Annotated in this window: 11 protein-coding genes, 1 tRNA gene and 3 rRNA genes; 3 read left to right on the top strand and 12 right to left on the bottom strand. The window is 64.3% G+C overall.

Features of this window, described 5'->3' with window-relative positions:
* The first annotated feature begins 34 nt into the window (after nucleotides 1-34).
* A complete protein-coding gene (locus tag AArcCO_RS05895) occupies nucleotides 35-2,248 on the top strand; it encodes an AAA family ATPase (protein ID WP_259535598.1) in 2,214 nt (737 codons plus the stop codon).
* 29 nt (nucleotides 2,249-2,277) lie between these two features.
* Here the strand turns inward: AArcCO_RS05895 and AArcCO_RS05890 are convergent, their stop codons facing one another.
* From AArcCO_RS05890 to AArcCO_RS05865, 6 genes are all read right to left on the bottom strand, one after another.
* Nucleotides 2,278-3,459 (bottom strand): redox-regulated ATPase YchF, encoded by a 1,182-nt coding sequence (locus AArcCO_RS05890; protein ID WP_259535596.1) that lies wholly within the window; start codon nucleotides 3,457-3,459, stop codon nucleotides 2,278-2,280.
* Nucleotides 3,456-3,653 (bottom strand): DUF5800 family protein, encoded by a 198-nt coding sequence (locus tag AArcCO_RS05885; RefSeq protein WP_259535594.1) that lies wholly within the window; start codon nucleotides 3,651-3,653, stop codon nucleotides 3,456-3,458. Before AArcCO_RS05885 ends, AArcCO_RS05890 begins: the two co-directional genes overlap by 4 nt.
* Nucleotides 3,654-3,662: 9 nt before the next feature.
* A complete protein-coding gene (locus tag AArcCO_RS05880) occupies nucleotides 3,663-4,583 on the bottom strand; it encodes an ATPase (RefSeq protein ID WP_259535592.1) in 921 nt (306 codons plus the stop codon).
* A gap of 18 nt (nucleotides 4,584-4,601) precedes the next feature.
* Nucleotides 4,602-4,913, bottom strand: coding sequence for a DUF5827 family protein (locus AArcCO_RS05875; RefSeq protein WP_259535590.1), 312 nt, complete (start codon nucleotides 4,911-4,913; stop codon nucleotides 4,602-4,604).
* Nucleotides 4,914-5,017: 104 nt separating this feature from the next.
* The gene (sod, locus tag AArcCO_RS05870; protein WP_259535588.1) at nucleotides 5,018-5,620 is read right to left on the bottom strand and encodes a superoxide dismutase [Mn]; all 603 of its coding nucleotides are present in this window, start codon (nucleotides 5,618-5,620) and stop codon (nucleotides 5,018-5,020) included.
* 171 nt (nucleotides 5,621-5,791) lie between these two features.
* Nucleotides 5,792-6,499 carry a DJ-1/PfpI family protein gene (locus AArcCO_RS05865; protein WP_259535586.1) on the bottom strand — a complete coding sequence of 236 codons (708 nt, stop codon included), beginning with the start codon at nucleotides 6,497-6,499 and terminating at the stop codon, nucleotides 5,792-5,794.
* A gap of 124 nt (nucleotides 6,500-6,623) precedes the next feature.
* Between AArcCO_RS05865 and AArcCO_RS05860 the strand changes: the two genes are divergently transcribed.
* On the top strand, nucleotides 6,624-7,145 hold the full coding sequence (locus AArcCO_RS05860; protein WP_259535584.1) for a CinA family protein: 522 nt from the start codon (nucleotides 6,624-6,626) through the stop codon (nucleotides 7,143-7,145).
* An 11-nt stretch (nucleotides 7,146-7,156) separates the two neighbouring features.
* Here AArcCO_RS05860 and AArcCO_RS05855 read toward each other — a convergent pair whose 3' ends face one another.
* The 5 genes from AArcCO_RS05855 to AArcCO_RS05835 all read right to left on the bottom strand — a co-directional run bounded on the left by AArcCO_RS05855 (nucleotide 7,157) and on the right by AArcCO_RS05835 (nucleotide 13,412).
* On the bottom strand, nucleotides 7,157-8,080 hold the full coding sequence (locus tag AArcCO_RS05855) for a DUF7504 family protein (protein ID WP_259535582.1): 924 nt from the start codon (nucleotides 8,078-8,080) through the stop codon (nucleotides 7,157-7,159).
* 229 nt (nucleotides 8,081-8,309) lie between these two features.
* A 5S ribosomal RNA gene (gene rrf / locus AArcCO_RS05850) occupies nucleotides 8,310-8,431 on the bottom strand.
* Between the two features lie 115 nt (nucleotides 8,432-8,546).
* Nucleotides 8,547-11,480: ribosomal RNA gene (locus AArcCO_RS05845) — 23S ribosomal RNA — on the bottom strand.
* Between the two features lie 208 nt (nucleotides 11,481-11,688).
* Nucleotides 11,689-11,760: transfer RNA gene (locus tag AArcCO_RS05840), tRNA-Ala, on the bottom strand.
* A gap of 180 nt (nucleotides 11,761-11,940) precedes the next feature.
* A 16S ribosomal RNA gene (locus AArcCO_RS05835) occupies nucleotides 11,941-13,412 on the bottom strand.
* The 16S, 23S and 5S rRNA genes sit together here with 1 tRNA gene alongside, the layout of an rRNA operon.
* Before the next feature lie 527 nt (nucleotides 13,413-13,939).
* Between AArcCO_RS05835 and AArcCO_RS05830 the strand changes: the two genes are divergently transcribed.
* Nucleotides 13,940-14,500, top strand: coding sequence for a TATA-box-binding protein (locus AArcCO_RS05830; protein ID WP_259535580.1), 561 nt, complete (start codon nucleotides 13,940-13,942; stop codon nucleotides 14,498-14,500).
* Nucleotides 14,501-14,530: 30 nt separating this feature from the next.
* Here AArcCO_RS05830 and AArcCO_RS05825 read toward each other — a convergent pair whose 3' ends face one another.
* Entirely contained in the window at nucleotides 14,531-14,896 is a 366-nt protein-coding gene (locus tag AArcCO_RS05825; RefSeq protein ID WP_259535578.1) for a HesB/IscA family protein, read from the bottom strand.
* Nucleotides 14,897-15,237: the final 341 nt, after the last annotated feature.

Raw genomic sequence — 15,237 nt, 5'->3', positions numbered from 1 at the left:
AAGCGTTTAGCCGGGAGAGAACCAACCGAACGCCATGAGCGAGGAGTTCCTGGAACTCACCGTTCGGGGCGCACAGAAGCGCGACGCCGGACGGGGGATCGCCCGACTTCCGGAGTCGGCACGCCGAACGCTGGGCGTGCTGAGCGGTGACACGGTGGTCGTCGAGGGGGAGCGAACCGCGGTCGCGAAGGTATGGCCCGGCGGGGCGAACGTCTCCGACGGCGAGGTCCGGATCGACGCCGACACCCGCGCGAACGCAGGCGCGAAGATCGGGGAGACGGTTCGCCTCTCGACCGTGTCGGTGACGAACGCGAACCGGGTCGTCCTCGACGCACCGGCAGAACTGGCTTCGATCGACGTGAGCCGGGAGGCAGTCGAGCGCGCACTCGCCAGGGAGCTTCGCGACCGACCGCTCCGGACCGGCGAACAGGTCCACGTCGAACGGCTCGGCGGGATCCGGTTTCTCGTCAGCGAGACGGATCCGTCGGGAACTGTCCGCGTCGTCGACGCCACCGACGTCGGACTCGAATACGGTCGGCCCGGCGCGGATAGGTCGACACAGACCGGCGGCAGCGCCGACGGTGCCGTCGCCGACCGGGGTGGCAGCGACGGCGACACCGAAGGCCAGGTGACGCCCACGCCGGCGCCGACGACGGGGGTGACCTACGAGGACATCGGCGGCCTCGACGAGGAGCTGGAGCTGGTTCGGGAGATGATCGAACTCCCGCTGTCGGAGCCGGAGGTGTTCGCCAGACTCGGCGTCGAACCGCCGAAGGGCGTTCTCTTGTACGGCCCGCCCGGGACCGGAAAGACGCTGATCGCCCGCGCGGTCGCAAACGAGGTCGACGCCACGTTTATCACCATCGACGGCCCGGAGATCATGTCGAAGTACAAAGGCGAAAGCGAAGAGCGCCTCCGGGAGGTGTTCCAGGAGGCGGAAGCGGAGGCGCCTGCGATCGTCTTCTTCGACGAACTCGACTCGATCGCCGGAAAGCGCGACAACGGCGGCGACGTCGAGAACCGGGTGGTCGGTCAGCTCCTCTCGCTCATGGACGGGCTCGACGCCAGGGGCGACGTGATCGTCATCGGCGCGACCAACCGAGTGGACACGCTGGATACCGCCCTCCGGCGCGGCGGACGGTTCGACAGGGAGATCCAGATCGGCGTCCCCGGGGAGGCGGGCCGCCGGGAGATCCTCGAGGTTCACACCCGACGGATGCCGCTTTCCGAGGACGTCGACGTCGACAAACTCGCCGCCCGGACTCACGGGTTCGTCGGTGCCGACCTCGAGAGCCTGGTGAAGGAGGCGGCGATGACGGCGCTGCGCCGGGCCAGAGACGCGGGCGAATCGCTAAGCGGGGTAGAGGTGAGAAAACGGGACTTCGAAGCCGCGATGGCGGCCGTCGAACCCAGCGCGATGCGGGAACACGTCGCCGAGACCCCCTCGACGGTGTTCGACGACGTCGGCGGGCTCGAGGGCGCCAAACGGAAGCTCGAACGCGCGGTCACCTGGCCGCTGACGTACGCGCCGCTTTTCGAGGCGGCCAACACCACACCCCCGACCGGGATCCTGCTGTACGGCCCACCCGGCACCGGCAAGACCTTGCTGGCGCGGGCGATCGCGGGCGAAAGCCAGGTGAACTTCATCCGCGTCGACGGCCCCGAACTACTCGATCGGTACGTCGGAGAGTCCGAGAAGGCCGTCCGCGAGGTGTTCGAACGGGCCAGACAGGCCGCACCGAGCATCCTCTTTTTCGACGAGATCGACGCCGTCGCCGGCGACCGGGACGCGCTCGGCGCAGACTCCGGCGTCGGCGAGCGGGTCGTCTCGCAGCTGCTCACCGAACTCGACCGTACGGCCGACAACCCCAACCTCGTCGTCCTCGCGGCGACGAACCGGCGGGACGCGCTCGACGACGCGCTGCTCCGCCCGGGACGGCTGGAAACCCACGTCGAGGTGCCGATCCCAGACCGCGACGCCAGGCTCGCGATCCTCGAGGTGCACACCCGCGGGAAACCGCTCGCCGAGGAGGTCGACCTGGAGGAGATCGCCGACGAAACCGAGGGATACTCCGGGGCGGATCTCACCGCCGTCTGCCGGGAGGCGGCGCTGCTCGCGATCCAGGAGATCGCCGACAGCTACGAGGGCACCGAGGCGAACGACCACGCCGAAGAACTGTTGCTTTCCGCGGATCACTTCCGGGCGGCGCTGGAGGCCGTACGGCCCTCACCGGTGGGCAGTGAGTGATCCCGAACCCGATCAGTTCGTCGACCCGATCAGTTCGCCGTCGAGACGATCTTGACGACGTCGCCTTCAGAGAGTTCGTACTCGTCGGAGATACGTCGCTCGGATTTGGCGTCGACCGCGTGGAGGTAGCCCTCGCCGATGTCGGAATGGATCTCGAAGGCGAGATCCCTGGGCGTCGATCCGCGGGGCAACAGGTGTGCGTCGGGAAGCACGTTCCCCTGGCCGTCGGTCCACTTCCCGGCATCCTGAACGGGGTAGACAGTGACGACGTCGAGCAGGTCGTAGACGGCCGCGTTCAGCGACTCCTGGACTCCCGTTCCACCCTGCCGCTGGACGAGTTCCCGGACTGTCTCGAGGCCGCCGCGCTGGGCGTCGGTGAGGTCGCCGACGATTTCGAACGCCTCATCGCCCGGATCGTACTCGACGGCACCCGCCTGCGAGGCCCGACGCAACGCGAGCTCCCCCTCCGCAGACGCCGGCACCACCGGTCGGTCCGCCTCCAGCAACCGCTGGAGGTTCTCCTCGGGTGCGACGTCGGCCTTGTTCGCGACCAGCACCAGCGGTTTCGTCTGCCGGCGGACCGCCCGCGCGAGCGTCTCCCGGTGTTCGTCCGTCCAGTTTTTGGGATCAGGTGGATACTCGAACTCCCGGAGGACGGCCCCGACGTCGGCTTCGGTCGCGCCGAAGCCGGTGAGCATCTCCGAGAGCGCCTCGTCGATGTCGAAGTTCGGCGACCTGGATTTCCGCTCGATCGACTCCCAGTTGCGGTCGACGATCCCGACCAGCCACCGGTCCATTTCCTCTTCGATGAAGTCGACCTCCTCCATCGGATCGTACGTTCCGACGTCGACGGGCTCCCCCTCGGCGTTGGTTCCCCCGGAGGCGTCGACGACGTTGAGAATAACGTCGGCGTTCGTCAACTGATCGAGGAACTGGTTCCCCAGCCCTCTCCCTTCGTGGGCGCCGGGGACGAGGCCGGCGACGTCGACGAGTTCGATCGGAACGTATCGCTTGCCGTCCCGACACCGCTCGTTGCCACATCTGTCCCCGAGATCGAGACACGGACACTCCGTCCGGACGTGTGCGATCCCGCGATTGGCGTCGATCGTCGTAAACGGGTAGTTTCCGACGTCGACGTCGGCCATCGTCGCCGCCGTAAAGAACGTGGACTTGCCGGCGTTGGGCTTGCCCGCGAGTGCGACCGTAATCATCGGATGATGTCCTGCACACGCCGGGGCTCCCCGGACAGTTCCGGCTCGGGTTCGACAAGCTTGATGACCTCGTGGTCGGTGACGTCGGGCCAGCTCTTCCCGGTCGCCTCCTGTATCATCTCCTTGTCGAGCCTGAACTCCGTTCCCTCGTACACGACGTCGACGCCGTCCTCGTCGAAGGAAAGAATCGTCATATCAGTCTCTTATCCCCGGTCGGGTTTAACCTGTTCGAGAACCGCCTCGTAGGCGTCGGCGTACGCCTCGGCGATCCCGCCCGCATCCGCGCGGACGCGGGACGGAAGCGCGGGGAGTTCTCGCGTCGCGACCGGCTCTACCATCTCCGCGACGCGCGCGGTGCGCTCCTCGAGGCGTCCCTCCCGGGGACTCCCGCTGGCGACCGATCGGGCTCGAAGCCACCGATCGCCACGGTACACCCGCAGCCGCGAGGGCGCCACCGCCGCGACGACGTCCAGTTCGATGACCTCCCGCATGTTCTGGAGGGGGACGGCGATGTCACCGTACGACTCGATGACGACCGGCCGCGTTCCGTCTACCGTTGCGATCCGGTCGGCCAGCCGATCGAACGCCGGGAGATGCAGTTCCCGCATGGCCTCGTTGAACTCGGCGACCGATCCCACCCGTCGGGCGTCCGCGAGGGACAACCGCTCGGAGATCGGTGCCGGAATCAGCCCCTCGACCTCGGCGGCTCCGTTGACGAGATACGTCGTCTCCCCGCCCAGCGTCACGCGATCGACGAGCGCCGTGCGGTCCGCCTCGCCCAACATTCCGGTCCGGCCGGGCGTCGGACGCCAGAGACGGTGGACCGGGTTGATGCGTTCGATCGCCGAGGGGACGCCCGACGAATCGAATCCACCGGACGTCTCCGCCAGCCGTCGCGCGTCCTTGCCGTAGAGTTGACCCTCCTCGATTGCGGCGCGAACGTCGTCGTGGTCGAACCAGTAGTCGTTGCCCGCTCGGGGTTTGAATCCGACCGGCGACGGTTCCCCCCTGGCCGTCGCCTTCCCGAGTCGGTCGAGCAGCCCGACCGAAAACGTCGTCTTGCCGGCGTCGACTCTCGCGTCGCCCACGACCAGCACTGTCGGCTGTGAATTCATTGGAGACATCTGCGGGGCGTCGACCGTTCAGTCGTCGTCCCCGGATCGTTCGGCGAACCGCTCGCGGTCGGCGTCGGTCTTGAGCCCGTAGTAGCCCGGCTCCCCCTCGTCGCCGGGTTCGGCGACCACAAGGTCGTCGGCGTGGACCATCACCCACGGGATCGCCCAGTCGAGCAACACCCCCTCGGTGGCGTCGTCGAGCTCCGCGTCGGGCTCCAGTTCCTGCAGCAGCCTGGCGATCTCCGGTACAGTGTACAGTTCGTCGGGGTCGAAAAGCTCGTCTGGTGTGTAGAAATCGCAGGGATACAGACGACCGGCTTCGGACTTCGGCTTCGGCATGCGACCGGCTATGGGCCCGGGACCGATAAAAATGCGAGGTCGCTGTGTCAGCAGTGTGTCGACGATCGGAGTCGATCGCCGACGATCGACGGCCGACTATCGACTCACTCGAACAGCTCGACGGCCTCTTCACAGCGCCGGGACGGCTCCTCCCAGTCGACGACTTCGAAGAAGTTCTCGATGAACTCCCCGCGGGCCGGTCCGTAGTCGTGGTAGTAGGAGTGTTCCCAGACGTCCAGCGCCAGGATCGGGTGACCGCCCCAGATCGCGCCCTGGTCGTGTTTGTCGACGACGACGTTTCGAAGCTGGTTCGAGAACGTGTCGTACACCAAAAGCGCCCAGCCGGAGGCACCCTTCGCGGCCGCCTCGAACTCGCCGCGCCACGCCTCGTAGGAGCCGAAGTCCTCCTCGATTCGCTCGCGGAGCGCGCCGGTCGGCTCGTCGCCGCCGTCGGGGCTCATGTTCTGCCAGAACAGGTCGTGGAGGATGTGCCCCGACGAGTTGTGCGTGACCGATCGGATCGCACCTGCAGACGACGAGAAGTCGCCCGCCTCGCGGTTCGCCTCGAGTTCCTCTTCGGCACTGTTCCAGCCGTTCACGTAGCTTTGATGGTGGGTGTCGTGGTGCCACTCCAGCACCTGCTCGGAGATGTGCGGTTCGAGGGCGTCGTAGTCGTACGGCAACGGATCGAGTTCGTAGTCTGTCATACTATCTCACCGAATGTGTACTAGGACGGAATCCTGTTAAATATTGAGGATAGGAATGTTACCACACTACAGTGTCAGGTAACCGATCCCGGTTGCATCGATCCGGCCCTTGACGCAACGGGTTACGGTTCCCCCAACAGGAAAGATCACTGCAGTCGATTACATCAGCGATCAGTCAAACTCGGCGTCGTCACGCCCGCTTTCGGCCCCGTCACGACCGTCTGCGGCGTCGGCCCGGTCGGTTCGGACGACGTCGAACCGGCGGTCGTACTCGATCACCGTCGCGATCCGATCGGCGACGTCGCGACCGGCGATCCGTTCGACCAGGTGGAGGGCGAGATCGAGTCCGGAGGTGACCCCCCCGGCAGTGAGCAGGTCGCCGTCGTCGACGACCCGGGCCTCCCGCACGTCCGCACCGGTCCTCCGGAGTTCCGTCAGAGCGCTTTTGTGTGTCACCGCGGGTCGATCGTCCGTCAGCCCGGCGGTCGCGAGCAGCATCCCGCCGGTACACACCCCAGCCACGCGCGCGCCGGCCCGGTGGTGAGCCGAGAGCGCGCGCGGGAGGTCGCCACGCTGGGCCTGCACCCACGCCGAGGCCTCCTCGTCGCGCGCGTTCCAGCCGCCGCCGGGAACCACGAGCAGGTCGGGTGCGTCGGGATCGTCCGGTTCGGGAAGCGTCCCGTCCGGGACGATCCGCGTCCCGTGGCTGGCTGTGACCTGCTCTGTAGGCTCGAGCGTCCGGTAGCTGGGGTCGATCCCGGCGCCGAACTCCCGGGCGTAGTCGAACACCTCGTAGGGGCCGATCCCGTCCAGTTCGTCGAACCCGTCGTAAAGCAGGATGTGGACGGTCGTTCCGTCGGGATGGCAGTCCACGTTCACACGCGCTGTGAGGGGGCAACCCTCTTGTAGTCAGCGGTCACGTTCTTGTAGTCGGCGGTCACGTTCTTGTAGTCGGCGGTCACGTCCCCGAGGCTTCTTTTGACGGGGCTCCACCAGTGGACGTATGGACCGAATCGAACGCCGTGTCGGAACCCTGTTGCGCGAGCGCGGGGAGACCGTCGCCGTCGCCGAATCCCTCACCGGCGGCCACGTCTCGGATCTGCTCACGGACGTTCCCGGCGCGAGCGACTACTTCGACCGGGGGATCGTCACGTACGCCTACGACGCCAAACGGGGGGAACTCGCCGTACCGCGGGAAGCACTCGACGAACACGGGGCGGTCAGCGAACCCGTCGCCCGCGCGATGGCCCGCGGCGTCCGGGACGTCGCCGACGTGACCTGGGGCGTCGCCGCCACAGGGATCGCGGGCCCGTCGGGCGGCACCGAGGACAAGCCCGTCGGACTCGTGTATCTCGGGGTCGCGTACGCCGCCCCGTGGGGAACCGGGGAGTCGTTCGCCCGGGTGAAACGGGACGTCTTCGACGGCGACCGGGCGGAGATCAAGGACGCGAGCGCCCGCGGCGCCCTGTCGTTGCTGGCGGAGACGATCGAGTCGACGCCGGCCCCCGACGGGACGGAACCCTGAAAAGGGACGGTTCACTCCTCGAGGAGTCGGCCGATCGCCTCCAGCCGTTCGGCGTCGTAAGTGGTGAGGTCGTACCGCGTGGCGCTTACGGTTTCGCCCCACCGTCCGATGACGTCGAACTCGACGAGCGCACCCAGCGCGGCACCGAGCGTCCGGGGCGTCGTCGTCGGCTCCTCCAGCGACGCGTGGATCTGTCTAGCCTGTGGGTAGTTCCGCCCGCACGCCTCGATCCCGCGTTTGGCCTCCCGCCAGTGCTGCCGGAGGTAGCCGTACTTCGTCGGCTCCTCGCGTCGGAACCGCTCGATGGTCGTCGACAGGTCGTCGGCGAGGTGTGCTTTGGGCCCCTCAACCACCGAATCGAACGGTGCGCGAAGTCGCTCGAACGACGCGGTCTCGACCGCTTCGAAGTCACAATACGCGTACAGCGTCGCTTCGGTCGCGGAAATTGACGCCGAAAGCGCTTCGAGCGCGTCAGCCACACCGTCTACGTCGTCGTCGACGAGTAGACCCGACAGCGAATCGACGTACACGATCGGGGCGTACCCCGCAGCCCCCCACCGATCGACGTAGCTCCGTGCGGCCCCCAGTACGCCGGCTGCGCTGACGGGTCGAGACAGCGCGGTCAACGCGACGTTTCCGTCCGAAGAGATCCGCGTGCCCGGGATCGACGGCGTCCCCGGCTGCGGCTCCGACTGGAGCCCCCCGGGCGTGGCTGCCGACCCGTCCGATCCCCCCTCGACTACCCCACCGGCGCCCCCTCTCGCGATGTCGTGGACGTCGACGTACGCCTCCCGCTCCGGCACCCAGCTGGACTCCCGCCGCCAACGGCGCCGCCAGCCTTCCGCGTCGTGGTCGAACAGCACCGCGAGCGCGCGGTCCTCCACCGCCGCTGTCGGCGGGACGGCTCCCCCGGGGCTGTCGCAAACGAGGGTCATCGTTCCCGGGGCGGGGACGACAGGCCGGTCGGAGATCATTTCAAGTTATATACAAGCGAGTTCCGTGCTAGTATAAGTATATCGGTAGGAGAAGCTATCGGCAGGAGAAACGGTCGGTGCTGGCCGATACTGCGAGCGTTGCCACTCTCCGACTGTGAATAAATACGCAGAGAGAGACACTGAACCCTCTCTACGATCTCTCTCTGACTACGAGTATGAAGTATGAATGACGAGGCGGCGATCCGGATTTCCCAGAGGTTCGCACACTCCAGTACTCCCCGCAACGCTTGTGGGCTTAACTTCCGTGTTCGGTATGGGTACGGGTGTTTCCCCACCGCTCTGGCCGCCTCTACGCCGATCGACGGACTCGAACCGTCGTCTCCCCACCTGGATCGGTTATACTTCTGCCTGTGTGTCCGTGCAATCCAGCTTCCGCCTGAACCCGCCTTCCGGCGTGGCCGTCTACGATGACTGTGGCTCGGTCTGTTAGTTCTCGTGGGCTAAAACGCCTCGTTCCCTCGGCGCGTACACCCCGAGTCTATCTAACTCGTCTTCTACGAGCGACCTCTACGGTACCTCTTTTGCGTGTGGGTTTCGAGCTTAGATGCGTTCAGCTCTTACCCCGTGTCGCGTAGCTACCCGGCATCTGCCCTTCCGGACAACCGGTACACCAGTGGCGACCACTCGCAGTTCCTCTCGTACTATGCGAGCGTTCACGGCAGGTACCTCACACCCCCAATAGATAGCAGCCGACCTGTCTCACGACGGTCTAAACCCAGCTCACGACCTCCTTTAATAGGCGAACAACCTCACCCTTGCCCGCTTCTGCACGGGCAGGATGGAGGGAACCGACATCGAGGTAGCAAGCCACTCGGTCGATATGTGCTCTTGCGAGTGACGACTCTGTTATCCCTAAGGTAGCTTTTCTGTCGTACCCCGGGCCCATTGAGGGCCCTGGACCGTTCGCTAAACCACGCTCTCGCGTCAGCGTCCCGTGTTAGGAAGGACACTGTCAGGCCACCTTCTGCTCTTGCGCTCTTCTCCGGGGCTCTGACCCGGATGAGGTGACCATCGGGCGCGCTCGATATCTTTTCGAGCACGTACCGCCCCAGTCAAACTGCCCGGCTACCGGTGTTCTCCTCCCGGAGTGAGGGTCGCAGTCACTGACGGGTAGTATTTCACTACTGCCTCGGCGACGTGCTGGCGCACGCACCTGTGTACCGACTCCTACCTATTCTGCACATCAGCGACCACGTCCCAGCGACAGCCTGCAGTAAAGCTCTATAGGGTCTTCGCTTCCCCTTGGGGGTCTCCAGACTCCGCACTGGAACGTACAGTTCACCGGGTCCAGCGTTGGGACAGTGGCACTCTCGTTGATCCATTCATGCAAGCCGCTACTGAAGCGGCAAGGTACTACGCTACCTTAAGAGGGTCATAGTTACCCCCGCCGTTGACGGGTCCTTCGTCCTGTTGTACCAGGTGTTCAGATACCCGCACTGGGCAGGATTCAGTGACCGTACGCGTCCTTGCGGATTTGCGGTCACCTGTGTTGTTACTAGACAGTCGGAGCGCCCGAGTCACTGCGACCTGCTCTCTGCAAAGCAGGCATCCCTTCTTCCGAAGGTACGGGACTAACTTGCCGAATTCCCTAACGCCGGTTCTCCCGACAGGCCTTGCCTTTCTCCGGCCGAGCACCTGTGTCGGATCTCGGTACGATCACTCCACTCGCCTTTTCACGGGCCCCAGGTACCCTCGAGTTTCCCTATCCCGGGCTTCGATCGCTTCCTGCCGTGACGGCGTCCACGATCTTCTCCGGTTCGACTGGGCGATGGCCCAGCTCGAGGTTTCCTCAGGCGTCGGCTTTCACTGTGGAGCGGCACTGGAATATTAACCAGTTCCCCTGTCGTCTCCCGCGTCTTACGAGGAGACTTAGGATCGGCTAACCCTCGGCTGACTGACAGTGCCGAGGAACCCTTGCTCTTGAGGCCGTCGAGGTTCTCACCCGACTTTCGCTGCTACTGTGACCAGGATTTTCGTTCCCGGTCGGTCCATACGAGCCCTCGCCCGTACTTCCACCCGACCGCGACGCCGACCTACTGGATCACCCTCTCGGGTGCCGCCAGGTCTCGCAAGTGGACTTGAGCCCCGATCATTTTCGGCGCCTCGAACCTCGGCCGGTAAGCTGTTACGCTTTTCTTGGAGGGTAGCTGCTTCTAAGCTCACCTCCCGGCTGTCTGGGGCTCGAGACCACCTTCGATCGCACTTAGTCCACATTTTGGGTCCTTAACCTAGCGCTGGGTTGTCTCCCTTACGGTGCACAGGCTTACCCCGCACACCGGACTCCCCGCGTCCACGGCGCCCGTAGGTTCGGAGTTCGACAGGATGGCCGACACCTCTCGGTGGCGGGTCATCCAATCGGTCGCTCTACCCCACGAGCTACCTCAACGGAGGTCATGCTTCGACATGTTTCGGTCGGAACCAGCTGTTGCCAGGTTCGATGGGCCTTTCACCCCTACACACGGGTCACGAGAGGGTATTGTAGGACACCAACTCTAACGGGCCTCCACGTGGCTTTCGCCACGCTTCACCCTGCCCCTGCGTAGATCACCTGGTTTCGGGTCGTACCCGCTTGACTCCCCGCGCTTGAACACGGCGGCCCTCACACGCCGAAGCGTGCTGCGGCCCTGTCGCGTTTGCTTCGCCTCCCCGGATTCTCCGGTTAGACTCGCCAAGCAAGTACAGTCCCTGGTTCGTTTTTCAAAACGTACGACGCAACACCGGCTCCGATCGATTCCTACTGGAAGGTCGCCCTTCGGTCGTTTCTCGATCGGCCTTTCGTGCCACGTCGCTCTATCGCCATCTGATTTCAAGCCCTTTGCACCGCCCTTCTCGGGGTGCTTTTCAGCGTTCGCTCACGCTACTTGTTCGCTATCGGTCTCGAGGAGTGTTTAGCCTTCCCAGTCGATGCCTGGGACCTTCACAGAGGATATCCAACCCCTGCTACTCTGGTACCGGTCCGCGGGAGCGTCGACGCGATACGGGGCTGTCACCCTGTTTCGCGCTTCGTTCCAGAAGACTTCTCGCGTCTCTACTCCCGGTTGTGACCAGCCCGAACACCACATTGCCCGCGCGGGCGAACCCGCACGGGCTTCGGTTTGGGCTGTGTCGCGTTCACTCGCCGTTACTGACGACATCGCTGTTGCGTTCTGTTCCTGCTCCTACTGAGATGTTTCAATTCGGAGCGTTCCCCATTGCGCAAGGCAATTGCTGTGGGGATTCCCATTCGGAGATCTCCGGTTCTTTGCCTTCTTGCGGCTCCCCGGAGCATTTCGCTGCTTGACACGTCCGTCATCGGCTCTCGAGCCGAGCTATTCACCAGATGGCACAGTAGCCATTCTGTAATTGTATACGTCCACGACCCGCAAAGCGGGTTCAGTGGGCGTCTGGATTGCACGTACACACGGCGTCATCGATGCCACCCGGGTGTGGACGGGCGGCGATCTCGAACCCTTCCCATCCTCGCTCTCGCGGGATGGTGCATCGGTCGTCCATCCCACCGTTCCGGATCCGCCCCCATAAGGGGCGCGATTCGAAACGATGGGCGGGCATGGACCCGCTGGGATTCGAACCCAGGGCATCCTCCTTGCAAAGGAGGCACTCTACCACTGAGCTACGGGCCCTCCCCCGGCCACGCGTCCTGTCCGCGCGTGGTCGGGAAGCTGCTGTGAGCCGCGATCGTTCGTAAGTGCCCCGGATGTCGAATGGGCGAAGCGTGGAGCTTCCTCCACCTCGTGGAGTTCCCGTCTGGGAACGCCACAGTGAATGGGCGCTGTGGAGTGATCCACAGCGTCCCGGTCTGTAGGAGGTGATCCAGCCGCAGATTCCCCTACGGCTACCTTGTTACGACTTAAGCCCCCTTGCAAAGCCCAGATTCGACTCTCGTGAAAGAGCCTCATCCGGACCTCACTCGGGTGCTTTGACGGGCGGTGTGTGCAAGGAGCAGGGACGTATTCACCGCGCGCTTGTGACACGCGATTACTACCGAATCCAGCTTCATGAGGGCGAGTTTCAGCCCTCAATCCGAACTACGACCAGGTTTGTGAGATTACCGCCCCCTTTCGGGGTGGGAACCCATTGTCCTGGCCATTGTAGCCCGCGTGTTGCCCAGCCCATTCGGGGCATACTGACCTACCGTTGCCCGTTCCTTCCTCCGCCTTGGCGGCGGCAGTCTCCGTAATGTACCCATCGACCCAGGGGTCATGCTGGCAATTACGGACGCGGGTCTCGCTCGTTGCCTGACTTAACAGGACGCCTCACGGTACGAGCTGACGGCGGCCATGCACCTCCTCTCTGCAGCTCGTGGCGAGGTCATCAACCTGACCGTCATTACTGCAGTCGGGGCTGGTGAGATGTCCGGCGTTGAGTCCAATTAAACCGCAGGCTCCTCCGGTTGTAGTGCTCCCCCGCCAATTCCTTTAAGTTTCATCCTTGCGGACGTACTTCCCAGGCGGCTCGCTTAGCGGCTTCCCTACGGCACAGCACCCGCTCGTAGCGGGAGCCACACCTAGCGAGCATCGTTTACGGCTAGGACTACCCGGGTATCTAATCCGGTTCGAGACCCTAGCTTTCGTCCCTCACCGTCGGATCCGTCTTCCCAGCGTGCTTTCGCCATCGGCGGTCCGTCCGGGATTACGGGATTTCACTCCTACCCCGGACGTACCCGCTGGATCTTCCGGTCCCAAGCCGGGCAGGTTCCGCCGGACGCCCACGCGTTGAGCGCGTGGATTTCCCGACGGACTTGCTCGGCCGGCTACGGACGCTTTAGGCCCAATAATATCGGCCATCACTCGGGCTGCCGGTATTACCGCGGCGGCTGGCACCGGTCTTGCCCAGCCCTTATTCGTGTACCTCCCTACGGTACAGAAAAGCGAGGACGATATGCCCTCGCACTCGGGGTCCCCTTATCGCACTGGCGTGCAGTGTAAAGGTTTCGCGCCTGCTGCGCCCCGTAGGGCCCGGAATCTTGTCTCAGATTCCGTCTCCGGGCTCTTGCTCTCACAACCCGTACCGATTATCGGCACGGTGGGCCGTTACCCCACCGTCTACCTAATCGGCCGCAGCCACATCCTTCGGCGCCGGAGCGTTTCGCCCTGGCATCATTCCAGACAGCCAGGAGTATGCGGGATTAGCCTCAGTTTCCCGAGAGTATCCCCCTCCGAAGGGTAGTTTGGCCACGTGTTACGGAGCTATTCGCCACGGGTCTGAACCCGTGCGACTAGCATGGCTAAATCGGACCCCGATAGCAATGGCCTCCGGCAGGATCAACCGGAATGTCCCTGCATAATGCAGGGGGGTGGCGGGAATAGACACGAAGTGTCTACTCACCATTGCAAGGTCCACGTTCGCTGCCACCGACATCGGGGGTGACACCGAACGATCGCGGCTCACATCAGAACGCGTCTTACGGCGGACCGCAGGGGCGCAATCCTCATCTTTCGTTCGCATCACGATCCGAGTGCCCTCGTACTGATAAGGGCATCGGATCGGACGCGGTCGACCCCTCCCATCGGGAGGGATCGGACCCCGGGTCGCCCCGGGGCGTTCGCATTCCAACCGAGGAGAGTCGACCACTTAACCCCGTCGTTCCATCGCCGCCTCGTCACGGAGTTTCATGGGTCACTCGCTCGTGTCAGACCGTTATAAAGCACGGCCGACATCATTCCGAGAGGCGCCGCTCGGATCAAACGTCGTATGGCCTGTCGTCCGCCGTCTCCGGTTCGAAAACGGATCGCCACGCCGCGAATTCGGTTTATAACACCGCGGTTTATAAGGGAGGGGCGTGCATTAAAAAGCGAAGCGATGACGGAACCCGCCGAATCCATCGAAATCCAGAACGTAGTTGCATCGACCGGCATCGGGCAGGAGCTCGACCTGGAAGCGCTCGCGGAGGACCTTCCGGGCGCCGATTTCAACCCGGACAACTTTCCCGGGCTCGTCTACCGGACGCAGGACCCGAAAGCTGCCGCGCTGATCTTCCGCTCGGGAAAGATCGTCTGCACGGGCGCGAAAAGTATCGACGACGTCCACGAAGCGCTCGGCATCATCTTCGAAAAGCTCCGGGATCTACAGATCCCCGTCGAAGAGGACCCCGAGATCACCGTCCAGAACATCGTCTCCAGCGCCGACCTGGGGCACACGCTGAACCTCAACGCGCTCGCGATCGGCCTCGGGCTCGAAGACGTAGAGTACGAGCCGGAACAGTTCCCGGGTCTCGTCTACCGGATGGACGACCCGGACGTCGTCATCCTGCTTTTCGGCTCGGGGAAGATCGTCATCACCGGCGGAAAACACACCTCCGACGCCGAGGAAGCCGTCGTGGAGATCGTCGACCGGATCGAGAGCCTCGGACTCCTCGGCTGAGCGCCAGTCGACGACGGGGTTCCGTCGCGATCAGGTCCGGAACGACTCGCCGCAACCACACTCGGAGACGACGTTCGGGTTTTCCACGTGGAACCCCTCGGCCTGGAGCCCGTCCTCGTAGTCCAGTTTCGAGCCGCCGATGTACTTCAGACTCGCCGGATCGACGAACACCCGTAGCCCGTGGTGTTCGGTGATCTCGTCGTCGGCTTCCGGCTCGTCGTCGAACCGCATCCCGTACGAGAGGCCGGCACAGCCACCCTGTTGGACGAACAGCCGCAGTCCGCCGACGTCGATGTCCATACCTTCCCCCTCCATCAACGTCAGCGCCTTCTCCGCGGCCACCTCGGTCACCTCGACTGGAGTCGCTGGGGCGTTTTCGGCCGCTTCGGAACTCATGGAGTACCCTATCGACCGTACGATGTTAACTGTGACGCCGGCGTCGCCGCTGTTCGAACACGGAAAACGAAGGGTTTTGCGAGGGAAGACCGCTCCGGGTCTTCCGCATCACGGGGTGTGGCCCCGACGATGCGAGGGGAGGGATTTGAACCACGGTCGCGCCGGAGGCGCTCCCTGATTCAAATCCTTCCCCGGTGCATTTGTGCTTTGACACGCATGCGAGGGAAGGGATTTGAACCACGGTCGCGCCGGAGGCGCTCCCTGATTCAAATCCTTCCCGGTGCATTCGTGCTTTGACACGCATGCGAGGGAAGGGATTTGAACCACGGTCGCGCCGGAGG

The organism is Halalkaliarchaeum sp. AArc-CO (assembly GCF_024972735.1).
GTDB lineage: Archaea > Halobacteriota > Halobacteria > Halobacteriales > Haloferacaceae > Halalkaliarchaeum.
This window is presented reverse-complemented; position numbering and strand designations above follow the sequence as displayed.

Bases quoted from the DNA above. Each gene is read 5' to 3' on its own strand.
- AArcCO_RS05860 (WP_259535584.1), top strand. From the start codon at position 6,624: ATGGACCGAATCGAACGCCGTGTCGGAACCCTGTTGCGCGAGCGCGGG.
- AArcCO_RS05825 (WP_259535578.1), bottom strand. From the start codon at position 14,896: ATGAGTTCCGAAGCGGCCGAAAACGCCCCAGCGACTCCAGTCGAGGTG.
- AArcCO_RS05855 (WP_259535582.1), bottom strand. From the start codon at position 8,080: ATGACCCTCGTTTGCGACAGCCCCGGGGGAGCCGTCCCGCCGACAGCG.
- AArcCO_RS05875 (WP_259535590.1), bottom strand. From the start codon at position 4,913: ATGCCGAAGCCGAAGTCCGAAGCCGGTCGTCTGTATCCCTGCGATTTC.
- AArcCO_RS05885 (WP_259535594.1), bottom strand. From the start codon at position 3,653: ATGACGATTCTTTCCTTCGACGAGGACGGCGTCGACGTCGTGTACGAG.
- AArcCO_RS05830 (WP_259535580.1), top strand. From the start codon at position 13,940: ATGACGGAACCCGCCGAATCCATCGAAATCCAGAACGTAGTTGCATCG.
- AArcCO_RS05890 (WP_259535596.1), bottom strand. From the start codon at position 3,459: ATGATTACGGTCGCACTCGCGGGCAAGCCCAACGCCGGCAAGTCCACG.
- sod (WP_259535588.1), bottom strand. From the start codon at position 5,620: ATGACAGACTACGAACTCGATCCGTTGCCGTACGACTACGACGCCCTC.
- AArcCO_RS05895 (WP_259535598.1), top strand. From the start codon at position 35: ATGAGCGAGGAGTTCCTGGAACTCACCGTTCGGGGCGCACAGAAGCGC.
- AArcCO_RS05880 (WP_259535592.1), bottom strand. From the start codon at position 4,583: ATGTCTCCAATGAATTCACAGCCGACAGTGCTGGTCGTGGGCGACGCG.